General features: G+C 69.9%; 10 protein-coding genes and 2 riboswitches. Of the genes, 2 read left to right on the top strand and 8 right to left on the bottom strand.

What is annotated here, in order from left to right; translation table 11 throughout:
- Positions 1–37 precede the first annotated feature (37 nt).
- The 3 genes from thiW to thiC all read right to left on the bottom strand — a co-directional run bounded on the left by thiW (position 38) and on the right by thiC (position 5230).
- Complete coding sequence (gene thiW / locus U7230_RS07195) at positions 38–700, bottom strand: energy coupling factor transporter S component ThiW (protein ID WP_324718041.1); 663 nt, start codon at positions 698–700, stop codon at positions 38–40.
- A complete protein-coding gene (gene thiD / locus U7230_RS07190; RefSeq protein ID WP_324718040.1) occupies positions 697–3099 on the bottom strand; it encodes a bifunctional hydroxymethylpyrimidine kinase/phosphomethylpyrimidine kinase in 2403 nt (800 codons plus the stop codon). Before thiD ends, thiW begins: the two co-directional genes overlap by 4 nt.
- 69 nt (positions 3100–3168) lie before the next feature.
- Positions 3169–3289, bottom strand: a riboswitch (TPP riboswitch).
- Between the two features lie 75 nt (positions 3290–3364).
- On the bottom strand, positions 3365–5230 hold the full coding sequence (gene thiC, locus U7230_RS07185; RefSeq protein WP_404980586.1) for a phosphomethylpyrimidine synthase ThiC: 1866 nt from the start codon (positions 5228–5230) through the stop codon (positions 3365–3367).
- Positions 5231–5375: 145 nt separating this feature from the next.
- Positions 5376–5486, bottom strand: a riboswitch (TPP riboswitch).
- A gap of 221 nt (positions 5487–5707) precedes the next feature.
- Here thiC and U7230_RS07180 point away from each other — a divergent pair.
- Together U7230_RS07180 and U7230_RS07175 are read left to right on the top strand one after the other, a co-directional pair.
- Positions 5708–7027: an ISNCY family transposase gene (locus U7230_RS07180; RefSeq protein ID WP_324718039.1), complete on the top strand. Its 1320-nt coding sequence runs from the start codon at positions 5708–5710 to the stop codon at positions 7025–7027.
- A gap of 179 nt (positions 7028–7206) precedes the next feature.
- Positions 7207–7701, top strand: a complete 495-nt coding sequence (locus tag U7230_RS07175) for an MFS transporter (protein ID WP_324718038.1) — start codon at positions 7207–7209, stop codon at positions 7699–7701.
- Between the two features lie 135 nt (positions 7702–7836).
- Here the strand turns inward: U7230_RS07175 and U7230_RS07170 are convergent, their stop codons facing one another.
- The 5 genes from U7230_RS07170 to U7230_RS07150 all read right to left on the bottom strand — a co-directional run bounded on the left by U7230_RS07170 (position 7837) and on the right by U7230_RS07150 (position 13595).
- Positions 7837–9039: an ABC transporter permease gene (locus tag U7230_RS07170; protein ID WP_324718037.1), complete on the bottom strand. Its 1203-nt coding sequence runs from the start codon at positions 9037–9039 to the stop codon at positions 7837–7839.
- The gene (locus U7230_RS07165; RefSeq protein WP_324718036.1) at positions 9036–10016 is read right to left on the bottom strand and encodes an ABC transporter ATP-binding protein; all 981 of its coding nucleotides are present in this window, start codon (positions 10014–10016) and stop codon (positions 9036–9038) included. Before U7230_RS07165 ends, U7230_RS07170 begins: the two co-directional genes overlap by 4 nt.
- A 305-nt stretch (positions 10017–10321) precedes the next feature.
- On the bottom strand, positions 10322–10930 hold the full coding sequence (locus U7230_RS07160; protein WP_324718035.1) for a hypothetical protein: 609 nt from the start codon (positions 10928–10930) through the stop codon (positions 10322–10324).
- Positions 10920–12263, bottom strand: a complete 1344-nt coding sequence (locus tag U7230_RS07155) for an MFS transporter (protein WP_324718034.1) — start codon at positions 12261–12263, stop codon at positions 10920–10922. Before U7230_RS07155 ends, U7230_RS07160 begins: the two co-directional genes overlap by 11 nt.
- A gap of 117 nt (positions 12264–12380) precedes the next feature.
- Positions 12381–13595: a CaiB/BaiF CoA transferase family protein gene (locus tag U7230_RS07150; protein ID WP_324718033.1), complete on the bottom strand. Its 1215-nt coding sequence runs from the start codon at positions 13593–13595 to the stop codon at positions 12381–12383.
- Positions 13596–13740: the final 145 nt, after the last annotated feature.

Raw genomic sequence — 13740 nt, 5'->3', positions numbered from 1 at the left:
TACCCGCTGCCCGCTGCCCGCTGCACCCTGGCGGTGTTCATCTACGCCTCGGTCGCGTCGGCTGGAGGCAGCGGGTGTCCGGCCGCGTACGTGGCAGGGATGGCCATCGGCTCCCCCAAACCCCGGAACGCTTCAACGTCGCGAGGAGCGCCGCGGCGGTGAGGGCGCCCGCTGCCGACGAGACGCTGAACGGCAGCACGTAGAAAAACGCCGTCGCCTCGTGCCCCAGCAGCCACCGCGCCACCGGATAAGCCACCAGTGCCCCCAGGACTCCCGTACCCAGCACCTCTCCGGCGACGGCTGCCGCTATCCGTCCGGTGCGCCGAAACGCCAGGCCCGCCAGTGCCGCCCCGATCATGGCCCCCGGGAAGGCGAGGGGCGTCCCCGCTCCGAGCAGATTCCGCAGGACTCCTATGGCGACCGCGATCCCGATGGCCGGGCCCGGCCCGAGCATCACAGCGGCCAGCACGTTGATGGCGTGTTGCACGGGAAACGCCCTCGCGACCCCTGCCGGGAACCAGATCAGATGAGCGCTCACGGTGCCGACTGCCACCAGGAGTCCCCCGATCGCCACCGCCGCCGTCGGTCCGGGGGCCTTGGCCCGGTCGTCAGGCCGGCGGGGCTCGGGAACCTGTAGCCGGCCGAGCGGCCCTGATGCCGCGGTCGCGGCCGGCTTGCCCACGTCTCCCCTCAAGCTCACGACGCGTCCCCTCCTCGATGCCCGTCGAGACCTCGCCGGGCGAGACCCCGCTCGACTGCGGCCAGCAGGCGGCGTGCCGCCGCCTCGGGATCGGGCGCGCCCATGACGGCGGCAATGACCGCCACACCGTCTGCCCCTGCCTCGATGGCCGGCGGTGCATTGCTCTCGTCGATGCCGGAGATGGCCACGATGGGCAGGTGCGTGGCCTTGCGCACCTGCCGGACGAGTTCGATGCCGCGAGCGGCACCTGCATCTTCCTTGCTCATGGTGGCGTACACCGGGCCCACCCCGAGGTAGTCGGCGCCGGCGCGCGCGGCGGCCGCCGCCTCGGCGGCCGATTCGACCGATGCTCCGATGATGGACTCGGGCCCCAGGATCGCCCGGGCCCGCTCCACCGGCATGTCGCCGGTTCCGAGATGGACGCCGTCGGCCTGTACCGCCTTTGCGACGTCGATCCGGTCGTTCACCAGGAAGACGGCTCCGTACTGCCGAGTCACGTCCCGCAAGGCATGCCCGAGCTCCAGCAGGGCCGGTGTCGGGAGCGTCTTCTCCCGGAGCTGAACGACGCGGCTTCCGCCGCGCAGCGCTGCCTCGACGGCCGGTACCACGCCCGCGACTCCCGTGCGGCGGGAGTCGGTGATGACGTAGAGCCGCGGGTCGAAGGCTCGAGCGGGCTGCCTGGTCAGAGCGTCCAGCTCGTCCAGGAGAACCGCCGGCAGCGTCCCGGGCCCGGCAACGGCGCCCGCTGCCCGCTGGCCTGCGATGGCGAACACCGCCAACGCTGCCGCCGCCGCATCCAGGCGCTCGTAGGGCCGGGCCACCGCCAGGAACGCTGCCACGACCGCGGTCACCATACATCCCGAACCCGTGATATCGCCCATGAGCGGGTGACCGTGGTGCACTTCGAGCGTACGTGCGCCGTCGGATACCACGTCAACCGGGCCCGTGATGGCCACCAGACACTCGAGCCGGCGCGCCAGGCAAGCGGCGACGTCCCGTATCTGCTCGAGAGAAGGCCGAGGGGCACCGCCGAGCAACGCCGGCTCCACCCCAGCCTGCCGTACCTCGACGGCAGGTTGACCCGTCTCGCGAGCGCGCAGGAGTTCCCACAGTGCCATCCCTTCGGCCAGGTTGGCCTTGATGGCGGACGGGCGGGCCGTGGTGATGAGGCGCAAGACGAGCTGCTGACGTAGCGTCGTTGCTCCCACCCCGACCGGGTCGAGCACGATGGGGATCCCGGCCCGAGAGGCGGCCTGGGCCGCCCTTAGCATGGCCTCGAGGTGCAGGTCGTCGGGCGTGCCGATGTTGAGGACCAGACCCCGGGAAGCCGCGGCGAGCGTCTCCGCCTCCTGCGGTGCATCGGCCATGATCGGTGCCGCCCCGACCGCGAGGGCGGCCGAGGCGACGCGCTGGATCGTGACCAGGTTGGTGATGGCGTGGATGGTGGGGCGTTCCGCGCGGATGCGCTGCACGAAGGGCGCGGCGCGCCACAGCCATGGCCGCGCGCCTATCGGCCACGTCTCCGGTGGGGGCTGCGGTGTCGGCGCCGGCTCCGGCACCGGCACCACCCCGCCCGACGTACTGCCCAGCCGCCGGATCGCCTCCAGGTCGGCTCCTGCCCAGTGGTTGGTGGGACCCCGGCCGTGTCCGAGCTCACGGGCCTGTTCGAGGGCGGACTGCATGTATCGCTGTGCCCGCCTCACCGCCTGGTCCACGTGAAAGCCCCGGGCGATGAAGGCGGTGATGGCAGCCGACAGCGTGCACCCGGTGCCGTGCGTGTGTACCGTTCGAATGCGGGGATGACGCAGGAGTTCGAAGTGGCGGCCGTCGAACAGCACGTCGACGACCTCGTCCCCTGTGTCGAGATGGCCGCCTTTCACCAGCGCCCACCGGGCGCCCATCGCGACGAGCTGCCGGGCTGCCTCCTGCATCCCTGCGACGTCTCGGACGGCCAGACCCGTCAACACCTGGGCCTCCGGGACGTTGGGCGTGACGACGGTCGCTCGGGGCAACAAGCGTGTGCGCAGCGCCTCCACGGCGCCGGGGTCGAGCAGGGAGTCGCCGCTCTTGGCTACCATGACGGGGTCGACGACGAGTGGGAGCTCGGGCCGCGTCTCGAGCGTACGGGCCACAGCCTCGATGATCGCGGACGAGGCAAGCATCCCCGTCTTGGCAGCGTCAGCGCCGATATCGGACAGCACTGCCTCGAGCTGGCGCATGACGAAAGCCGGGGAAAGCTCGACGACCTCGTGCACGCCGGTGGTATCCTGCGCGGTGAGCGCCGTCACGACGCTCGTACCGTAGGTGCCGAGCATCTGGAAGGTCTTGATGTCCGCCTGGATGCCGGCGCCCCCGCCGCTGTCGGAGCCGGCGATGGTCAATGCCCTGGGATAGCCCACGGTGATCCCCCCTGATGGACGGCCACCTGATCACCGGGGCGTACCGCGCGCGTGGCGTCACGTGTCCTCGTACCGACCGGCCCACGTCCCTACGCTGGTATGACCCAGATCAGGTTCGAAGGGTTGGGGCGCCTCGAGCGCCCCTCTCAGCGACCGCCCACTGCAGGCGGCCGCACCCCTCGTGGCCGTTCATGACCGCCCCTCCCGGGGCGGTGCTTGCTTCGTACCCTCGTCCCTTGCCTTGCTCGAACGATACGGCACCTCGTCACTCGGCCCGTGCCCGAAACTCCAAGGCTTTCTCCTGTAGCCCGTGTTCCACGGCCTCTTCCAGAGTCAGTCCGCGTCGTCTGGAGAACTCGTGCAACTCGTGGCTGATCTGCATGCTGCAAAACTTCGGGCCACACATGGAGCAAAAGTGCGCCACTTTGGCCGCATCCGACGGCAGCGTCTCGTCGTGGTAGGCCCGGGCGCGCTCCGGGTCGAGGGCCAGGTTGAACTGATCCGTCCAGCGGAACGCGTAGCGAGCCCGGGAGAGCGCGTCGTCCCACTGGCGAGCTCGAGGATGACCTTTGGCCACGTCGGCTGCGTGGGCGGCGATCTTGTAGGCGATCACACCCTCGCGGACGTCGTCCTTGTCCGGCAATCCGAGGTGCTCTTTCGGCGTCACGTAGCACAGCATCGCTGCGCCGTACCACCCGATCATGGCCGCGCCGATGGCAGACGTGATGTGATCGTAGCCCGGCGCGACGTCGGTCGTGAGGGGACCCAGCGTGTAAAACGGCGCATCGTGGCAGATCTCCCGCTCCAAGTCGACGTTCTGCTGGATGAGGTGCATGGGGACGTGCCCTGGGCCCTCGATCATCACCTGCACGTCGTGCCGCCACGCTCGCTCCGTCAGTTCGCCCAGCGTGCGCAGCTCCGCGAACTGAGCCGCGTCGTTGGCGTCAGCGATGGAGCCGGGCCGCAGGGCATCACCGAGCGACAACGCCACGTCGTACACCCGGGCGATTTCGCAGATCTCGTCGAAGTGGGCGTAGAGGAAATTTTCCTGGTGGTGGGCCAAACACCAGGCCGCCAGGATGGAGCCGCCCCGCGAGACGATGCCGGTTACCCGCGAGGCAGCGAGAGGGATGTAACGGAGCAGTATTCCCGCATGAATGGTCCAGTAGTCTACCCCCAGCTCGGCCTGTTCGATGAGCGTCTCCCTCACTGCCTCCCATGTGAGCGCCTCGGGCCGTCCACCCACTCTGTCCAGGGCTTGATAGATCGGCACGGTCCCCACCGGCACGGGCGCGTTGCGCAGGATCCACTCGCGGGTGGAATGGATGGCCCTACCCGTCGACAGATCCATGACCGTGTCGGTGCCCCAGCGGATCGCCCAGAGGAGCTTCTCCAGTTCGCCCTCGATGGAGGACGAGATGACCGAGTTGCCGATGTTGGCGTTCACTTTGACGTGGAAGGCCCGGCCGATGATCATCGGTTCCAGCTCCGGGTGGTTCACGTTGCAGGGGATGATCGCCCGCCCGGCGGCCACCTCCCGGCGCACCAGTTCGGGGTCGACGCCTTCGCGGAGCGCGACGAACTCCATCTCGGGGGTGACGAGCCCTCGCCGAGCGTAGTGCATCTGCGTCACGGCCCTGCCGGGTCGGGCCCGCAGCGGAGGACGCTCCGGCCCCGGCCAGCGGGTGTGGGCCATATGGGGATCACCAGGGCGCAAGCCGTCGTCTTCCGGGCGGTACGGCCGTCCCCGGTACTCCTCGACGTCGGCCCGCTCGCGGATCCAGGAGCGGCGCAGCTCAGGAAGCCCCCGGCGCGGATCCGGGCGAAAGGCGGGGTCGGTGTACGGGCCCGTCGTATCGTAGAGCCGGAGCGGGGGCTCGACCGTCGGGCCGTCACCGGTCGGTCCTTTCCCGGTCGGCTCCGGCGTGAGCGTCACCTCGCGAAAGGGGACCCGGAGGTCCTGTCGGGAACCCTGCACGTAAACCTTTCGACTCGCGGGAAGGGGGGCGATGGTGGTAGAAGCCGCCGTGGCCGGCGCATCGATGGCAGGCACGCCTGGGGCCGGTGCATCGCGCCTCGGCGCTGTGTCGATGGGGGTCGTGTCCGCAGGAGTCCTACCCGTGGGGGGCACGTCCGTCGACCTCCTCGCAAGCGCCGGTCGGAGACCCTGGGGCATCACGAGGGCGCTGGCGAGCGGAGAGCGGCGGGGGACGAGAGCGATGAAACTCGACGAAGGATGCTCGCACCGGCGACGGCACGAGCGGCGACTGACGTGCGGCTCCGTTTTCCCGCTTCCCTACGCAGGCATGACCCTGATCAGGTTCGAGGGGTCGGGGTGAATCCACCCCCCTCTCAGCCCGGTCATCCGGGCTCCCCCAGCGGGCCTACGGCCAGTGCTCTATGCAGTTTTGCGCGCAGCCCAGTATACCAGAAGCCCGGCTGGGCCTGCAACGCCGCGGCGAGGCTTGTGTCGCCGGACAGTGATAATGTCACCCCGTGAACGGGACTGAGATTTTGTCACTCCCCTGATGACCGGAGGGGGCCCGGGGTGGGGCCCCGGGGGGTGCCCCCCGGGGCCGACGCCCGCCCTGGCGAATGTCTCGTCCCCATGAAGGGTGACGTCTTCTTGCGTCCCGACGAGGCCCAGCGCATTCCCGTGCTCGAGCGTCTGCTCAAAGGCGAGATCACGGTATGGGAAGGAGCTCAAGCCCTCGGACTGTCCGAACGCCATGTCCTACGTCTCAAGCACGCCTTCGCCCAGCACGGGGCTGCCATCCTGGCCCACAAAAACCGCGGCCGCCGACCCAGCCATGCGGTCCCCGACGCCGTGCGCCAAACCGTCCTGGGTCTGGCGCTGGATGTCTACCGGGATGCGAGCTGCCAGCACATGGCCGAACTCCTGGCCGAGTACCATCAGGTCCATCTCAGTGCCAAGACCATCGCCCGCATCCTCAAGGCGGCCGGGATTCCCTTGGCCCATACCCACAAAGCGGCCCGCCGGCGCCGCTCCCGGGAGCGGATGCCCCAAGCCGGCGCCTTGGTCCAGGTCGACGCCAGCCCGTTTGCCTGGCTGGAAGACCGCGGTCCTCACCTCTGCTTGCATGGGGCCATCGACGATGCCACCAGTCAGATTCTGGGCCTTTGGTTTCTCCTCACCGAGCAACTGATGGGCTATCTCCAGGTCCTCCGCCAGATCCTCCAGCACCACGGCGTGCCCGTGCGCCTCTACTCCGACCGCCACACCCTGTTCTTCTCCCCCAAGCAGGGCCGGCTGTCCATCGACGAGGAACTGGCTGGCCAGACGATCCCACTGACCCAGTTCGGTCAGGCCCTGCAGGCCCTCGGGATCGTCCATATCCCGGCCCGTTCCCCCCAAGCCAAAGGCCGCATCGAACGCCTCTGGCAAACCCTCCAAAGCCGCCTGGTAACCGAGCTGCGCATTGCCCGCGTCCGCACCCTGGACGATGCCAACCACTTCCTGCCCGGGTTCATCGAACGCTTCAACCGCCGCTTTGCGGTCGCCCCGAAAGACCCCCAGCCCGCCTTCCGTCCTGCCCCCAATGCCCATGAGCTTCTCACTATCCTGGCCTTGCGGGAGACGCGCAAGGCCTCCGCCGGCTCCACGATCAGCTTCCAGGGCAAGACCTATCAGCTGCTGGATGCGCACCGCCACGTGGTGCCCCTGACGCCCCGCCGGACGGTCACCGTACTGACCGGCCTGGACGGCGTGCGACGCGCACTCTATGCCGGCCAGGTCTATACCCTGCAGGAACTGGACGTCGTTACGCCCCCACCACTGCCTAACCCCACACCGGTGACGGCCCCGCCGCCATCGCCCCGCCCTACCTCTCGCCCGCCAGCCACGCACCCGTGGCGCCGGCCCTTCAAGGACATGCGCGTCCCACGCTCCTCCGCTCTGTACACTTAGCGGGATGACATAATCTCGGTCCCCATGAACGTGCGAAAGGGTGACAAAGTCACTGTCCCTTGACACGCCGCGGCGAGGCTTGCCGCGGCTGCACCCGTTATCCAGGGTCTTGTGACGGCGACGTTGCGTCCCCCCGGGCCTTCGGCGGCAATGTCACGAGCCTCGGGACTCGAATCGTCGTGGCACTGGCCACGCTGCCGCTGCTCAACCGCCTGAGCCGGCGGCTGGGCACCCGGCGGACGTTCCAGTTGGGGATGCTGCTGGTGGCCGTCGCGGCGCTCCTGTTCTTCCCGGCTCATCTTTTCGCCGTCGCCCCGGCCCTCGTGCGGGGCGCCATCGTGATGGCGGTGGCCGGCTTCGGATTCGGGGCGCTGCTCACCCTGCCCAACGTGATGGTAGCGGAGATTGCCCGTGATGATGCCGCCCGAACGGGAGAGCAGCGAGAGGGCATGTACTTCGCGGTGCAAGGGGTCATCAACCAGGCAGTCATCGCCCTGTCGGGCTTGGTGCTCGGGCTGCTCTTGGAATACCTGGGCGACACCGCCGACCGCCCGCTCGGCGTGCAGCTCGTGAGCCCCGTCGCCGCCCTCATCGCACTGGTCGGCGCCTCGCTCCTCAACCGCTACCCGCTGGGGGAGCCGGCGCGGGAATCGCGGGAAGCGCCGTCGCCCTGAAGCCGCTGCGGGTGAAGAGGGCCAACGGGGAAAGTGCCTTGCATCCAGGGAGGCATGATCGCGTGTGACGAAGGATACGAGCGTTGTCAACGATAAGAGCGTCTTCAACAAGAGCGTCTTCAGCCGGGGCCCGGCTCACACCCGCCGCACGGCCCTCGCGGCGAGCACCACGAAGACGGCCGCAAAGGCGGCGAGTGCCGCCAGATGAGCCCAGATGGCCTTGCCTCCCAGACCCCGGATCATGACGTCGGTAAGGGCGGTCGTCGCGTAGGTGAGTGGCATGATGTACGCCAGCAGCCGCAGCAGACCCGGCAGCAGTTGCACGCTCACGATGAGCCCGCACAAAAGCGCCTGGGGGATGATGACGAGCGGGATGAACTGCATCACCTGCAGCTCGTTTCGGGCGAAAGTGGAGAGGAAGATCCCCAGGCTCGACGCTCCGAGGGTCACCAGGAGCTCCACGACCACGACCCACGCAAGGCTCCCCCGGTACTGCACGCCAAGCCCCCACACCACCACCGCGACCACCACCGCCGCCTGAGCAAGCGCCAGCAGGCTGAACCCTGCCATGTACCCGGCCACCACCTCGCCGGGCCGGAGCGGCGACGTCGGCATGCGCACGAGGGTCCCACGCTGGCGTTCTCGCAGGAAAGCGGCGGCCGTCAGCAGGAAGACGAAGAAAAACGCCAGGTATGCAAGAAGCCCGGGCGCCAGGTGATCGGTCAGCTTCATCCCGGGACCGCCGTACACATAGCGCACCCGAAACGGCAGGCCCGTGCCTGGGGCTGCGGTTGGGCCCCCCGTCCCGGCAGCCGCGCCCAACGGCCCCAGCGCCATGGCCCCCACACGGCCGGCCATGGCGGGGAGCACGGCCCGCAGGTCACTGAGGATGCGGCCGGTGGTGCCATACTCCGCCCCTTCGACCACCACCTCGAACGAAGGGGCCCGCCCCTGCAGTGGCGCGCTCAGCAGGTCGCCGGGCACCACCAGCACGGCAGACGCCCGTCCTGCCCGCACGACCGTCTCGGGATCATCGGCCCCGGCGTCGATGACCGTCCACCTGTCTCCGGCGGCCGGACGGACGAGGTGCTGAACCGCCCAGCCGGCGAGCCGTTGGGTGGGCGCCACGACGGCCACCGTGGGCGCTTCCGACGGGCCTTCGAGCAGGTACGTTATCAACAACATGAGTAACACGGGGATGACAAACATGAGGGCCAGGGTTCGTCTGTCTCGCCACAACTGGCGCATCACCCGCACGGCGACAGCCTGAGTCCGCCGCAGGCTCGCCCCCCACCCGCCGGGCGGATGACTCGTTCCCGAGGTTGAGCTCACGTTCATCGCCCATTCCTCCCTGGCCCCCGCACCTCTCTCCCGGGCGACCCTTCCCCGGATACCTCTTCCCCGGCTGCACTGCCGGCCGCAAAGCGCAAGAACGCCTCCTCCATGTCGTCCGTGCCCGCCCGCCGCAGGAGTTGCGCCGGCGTCCCGCACGCCAGCACCCGGCCGGCCCGCATCAGCGCGAGGCGCCCGCAACGCCGCGCCTCGTCCATGTGGTGGGTCGAGACGAGCACCGTCGTGCCCTGCCGGGCCAGGGTCGCGAAATGTTCCCAAAACGCCTGCCGCAACTCCGGGTCGACGCCGACCGTCGGCTCATCCAGCACGAGCAGGGCCGGGCGGTGCAGCAGGGCCGCGGCGAGCGACAGCCGTCGCCGCATGCCGCCGCTGAAGTGCTCCACCAGCCGTCCGGCGACAGCGGACAGGCCCACCAGGGCGAGTACCTCGTCCATACGCTCTCGCAGGGTGGCACCTGTAAGGCCGAAGATGGCGCCGAAGAAGGCCAGGTTTTCCAGGGCCGTGAGGTCGGGGTAGAGCGCGTCCGCCTGCGGCATGTAGCCGATCTCCGCCAGCACGACGGGATCGGGCATGGTGCGGCCCAGCACCCGCACCTGTCCCGCCTGCGGCCGATCGAGCCCCACCACCATGCGTATGAATGTGGTCTTACCGGCGCCGTTGGGCCCGATGAGCCCGAAGGTGACTCCATGCTCCACCTCGAGTGACAGGCCGTCCAGCGCCGTGACCTGCCCGAAGCGCCGTACCAGCCCCTCTGCCTCAATCGCTAGCTGCATGAGCTCCGCCCCGACCGCCCACAGCGAAACGAACGCCATCGAGAGGGCCCCCGGAAACACCCGGGCAGCAAGCTCCGGGTCGATGGCGCGCATCCTGCCGGAACGCTGCTCCTCGGCAAACCAGGGTGCGATGCGCCGTCGCAGGCGTCCGGGAGCCCGCGACGAACGGCCTCGGAGCAGCGGCGGCAAGGGGGTCCGGAACAGACCGGGTGTACGCCGAGCATACGGGAGAACCGGGCAACGAACGTGCCGAGGCTCGAATACCCACCTCGAAGCACACCTCGGTGATGCTCAGGCGGGTGGTCGGCAGGAGGCGCTTCGCCTCTTCCATCCCTGCCTGTCTTGCCCCGCCGCTCATGCGCTGCCCGTCCTCTCGCTCGGGGTTTCCCCTACGACGATAAGGCAAACTCTCCTGCAGCCGGCAGGCCCAGGTCGAGGCTCGCCCACTAAAAAAGGATCGGGCCCGCTCGCCTGACCCGGTCACCCTGACCCGGTTACCCTTTCCATGGGGCCAACACTTCGGTTTTCCACAGGGAGAACGACCCGGCCGTCCACACCGAGTGGCCGTAGGCCGTACCCCGCTGCTTCGGGCGTTCGAGCAGCTGGAGCCGCACGTAGCGGGCCGGGGCGGGGCCGAACCGCACGAGTCCGGGCGGCAGTTCCTGGGCCTGGCCCTGGCCGGCGGCCGGGGCGGCGGCGGGGCCGGTGGCGGGCGCGGCGGCGGCGCGGGTTTCCGGCAGCTGCACCGAGACGGCGGCCAAAGCCGGCACTTCGAAGCCCCGGGCAACGTCTACCCTCGAGTGGAGGCGGTCCGGGGTGCTCGTTTCGCTCAGGATCCGGCGAAGCCCGTGGTCTTCGGGCTCGAAGCCGCTCACGTCGAGCCGGACGGTGCGGGGGCTTCTTTCCTTGTTGTAGCCGCAGACGTGGACTTCGATGGATCGGGCCCGGTCGGGTAGCGTCTGCGCCAGGAAGCCCAGGCCCCGCGGATGCGGCGGGGGCAGGGCAGGATCTTCGGAGGGCTTTCGTCCCTTGCCGTGCCGGGGCGGAGCGGTCGACAGCCCGGGGTAAGTTTGATGACGCTCGAAGCAGGACCTAGCGGCCACCTCCCACCCTCGGGCGGAGGCGATGGGGGGCGCCGGCACGCCGGGCGGGGGCGAAGGAGCCTGCGGCCGTCGCGGCCACGGCGGCCATGAGCTGGATGGCAACCAGCGCTGTCCAGGCCGCGGGGTAGGAGCCAAGCCGTTCCACGAGCCAACCGAAGCCCGGCGGCGAGAGCATGGTCCAGACGTAGAGGACGGTCATGCTGATGCCCAGCATCACGGCCGAGGCCGGGCCCGAAAGCTCGGAGATCAGCGTGATGTACAGGCCATTCCAGCCCAGGAGGGTGAGCCCTGCCAGCAGGGCGGATCCCGCCACGGCGGCCGGCGGGAGCGGCGCGAGGGCGAGCGCGGCGATGAGCGCGGCACCCAGCGCTCCGCTCAAGGAGACGGTGACCAGCGGGGCGACCCGGTCGCCGTGGAAGCGACGGTCCGACACCCAGCCCCACAGCAGCCGCCCGGCGATGCCACCGGCGTGGACGACGAGGAGGAGCCGGGAGGCGGCCTGCCGGTCCCAACGGAAGACGTCCACCATGTAGAGGGGCAGGTAGCCCGTCAGGCTAAACTGGCTTGCCGCCAGCAGGCAGGCCATCAGCGTGGTGGCAACCAGCGCCCGGTCGCGTAAGAATTGGCGGGGCGCCTGGAGGAAACCGCCTGCGGGCAAGGCGCGCACGGGGGAAGGCTCACGGTGGAGGGGAAGCCCAGGGCGGGCAACGGCGCCGGAGTGGGCGGCCGGTTCGCCGTCCGGAAGAGCCAGGAAGGTGGCCAGGCCGGCGAGGATGCAGCCTGCCCCCGCCACCACCATGGCCAGGCGCCAGCCGGCGGAGGCGGCAACCCAGGGCAGCACCAGGGCGCCCGCAAGCCCTCCCAGCGGGAGCCCCGCCTGGCGCACGCCCATGGCGACGCCCCGTTCCCGAGCGTGAAACCACCCCATCACGGCATGGCTGCCGGCCACCTGGCTCGACGGGAACCCGGCCCCGGCCAGGGCCAGGACGATCGCCAGTTCCCGCATGCCGGGCGCCGCCGCCGAAGCCGCCGCCAGGAGCCCCGTGAACCAAGCTCCGAGCGCCATGACCCGGCGCTCCCCGAACCGGTCCGTGGCGACCCCCGTGGCATAAAACGCCACGAGCGCGCCGAGGTCGAACGCCCCCAGCACGACGCCCGTCTGGGTAAGCGAAAGGCCCAGGTCTGCCCGGATGAACGGGGCGACGGTCGGCAGGCCGAAACGCACGAACGTGAGCCCCGCCTGCTGCAGCGTGGCGACCGCCAGCAGCAACCACCGGCGCGCCGCCTCGGACGGAGGCATGGGGGCGCTAACCACGGTGCTCGAGGATGGCATGGCTGACCTCCGGCGTCCGTACCCGGGCAGGCGCCCCTGCCCGGAGAGATTGTAGCACGGCTCCCGATGCGAGAGGCCGGGACAGCCACCGTGAAGCCGTAAACGGCCGGCCGGGCATCAGGAGCTGGGAGCGGAGCTGACCGCCACCACCCCGGACACGGCGAGCTGGTGCACATCGGCCGGGGTGAGCCCCAGAACCTCCTGGAGCACCTCCCGGGTATGTTCACCCAAGAGCGGCGGGTGCCCACCCGGCGCGGCCGGCGTGCGGGAGAGGTGCTGCAGGGGGCTTGCCACGACGGCAAGGGTGCCGATGACGGGGTGCGCCAGCTTCCACACCGATCCCCGCGCCTCGGCCTGGGAATCGGTAAACGCCTCGGCCAGGTCGTTGACGGGGGCGACGGGCACGCCGGCGGCTCCGAGCCGTTCCACCCAGTCGGCCCGGGGGCGAGTGCGAAAGATCTCGGCAAGGCGCGGCACCAGTTCACCCCGGTGCTGCACGCGCCCGGCGTTGGTCTGAAAGCGCGGGTCTCCCCACAGCTCCGGGTGCCCGATGGCCTCGCAGGTGCGGCGGTACTGCTGGTCATTGCCGACGGCCAGGATGATCCAGCCGTCGCTTGCCTCGAAGACCTGGTAGGGAACGATCTGCGGGTGCGCGTTGCCGATCCGGCGGGGCGGCGAACCGGTCACCAGGTAGCTCTGCGCCAGGTTGGCCATGGCCGCCAGGCCCACGTCGAACAGCGCCAGGTCCAGGTGCTGGCCCCGGCCGCTCCCGGCCCGCTCGTGGAGGGCCGCCAGGATGCCCACGGCCGCCATCATGCCCGTCATCACGTCGATCCAGGCGACTCCCACCTTGGTCGGGGGGCCGGCGGGGTCGCCGGTGATGCTCATGATGCCCGTCATGCCCTGGAGCGCTATGTCGTACCCGGGTTCGGCGCCGCGAGGGCCGGTCTGGCCGAAGCCCGTGATGGAGACGTAGACGATGCGGGGGTTCTCGGCCGAAACGGCGGCGTAGCCGAGCCCGAAGCGGGCGAGGTCGCCCGCCTTGTAGTTCTCCACGAGGACGTCGGCCCGGCGCGCGAGCTCGCGGACGATGGCGGCGCCGCGGGGTTCCTTGAGGTTGACGGCGACGCTCTTCTTACCGCGGTTGACGGAAAGGTAGTAAGCGCTCTCTCCCTGGACGAACGGCGGGCCCCAGCCACGGGTCTCGTCGCCCCAGGGAGGCTCGATCTTCCAAACGGTCGCGCCCAGGTCGGCCAGGATCTGGGTGCAGTACGGCCCGGCAAGGACGCGGCTCAGGTCCAGCACCTTGATCCCTTCCAACGGCCCGGGCACGGCGGGGTCACCTCGCTTCCGACAGCGTGCAGCGAGTGGCTTCCACGAAGCCGCCGCGGGTCCTGCCTGGCGGGAAGACTCTTGATAGCGGTCTCTACCGGCTGGCAAAGGAGATCGGGCCTGCACAGCATAACGGTACTCAATA

The organism is Limnochorda sp. L945t (assembly GCF_035593305.1).
GTDB classification, from domain to species: Bacteria; Bacillota; Limnochordia; order Limnochordales; family Geochordaceae; genus Carboxydichorda; species Carboxydichorda subterranea.
The sequence above is the reverse complement of the archived record's forward strand: the minus strand, read 5'-3'. Positions and strand labels throughout refer to the sequence as shown.

Coding starts and splice junctions, on each gene's coding strand:
- U7230_RS07180 (WP_324718039.1), top strand. CDS start 5,708: ATGAAGGGTGACGTCTTCTTGCGTCCCGACGAGGCCCAGCGCATTCCC.
- U7230_RS07170 (WP_324718037.1), bottom strand. CDS start 9,039: ATGAACGTGAGCTCAACCTCGGGAACGAGTCATCCGCCCGGCGGGTGG.
- U7230_RS07155 (WP_324718034.1), bottom strand. CDS start 12,263: ATGCCATCCTCGAGCACCGTGGTTAGCGCCCCCATGCCTCCGTCCGAG.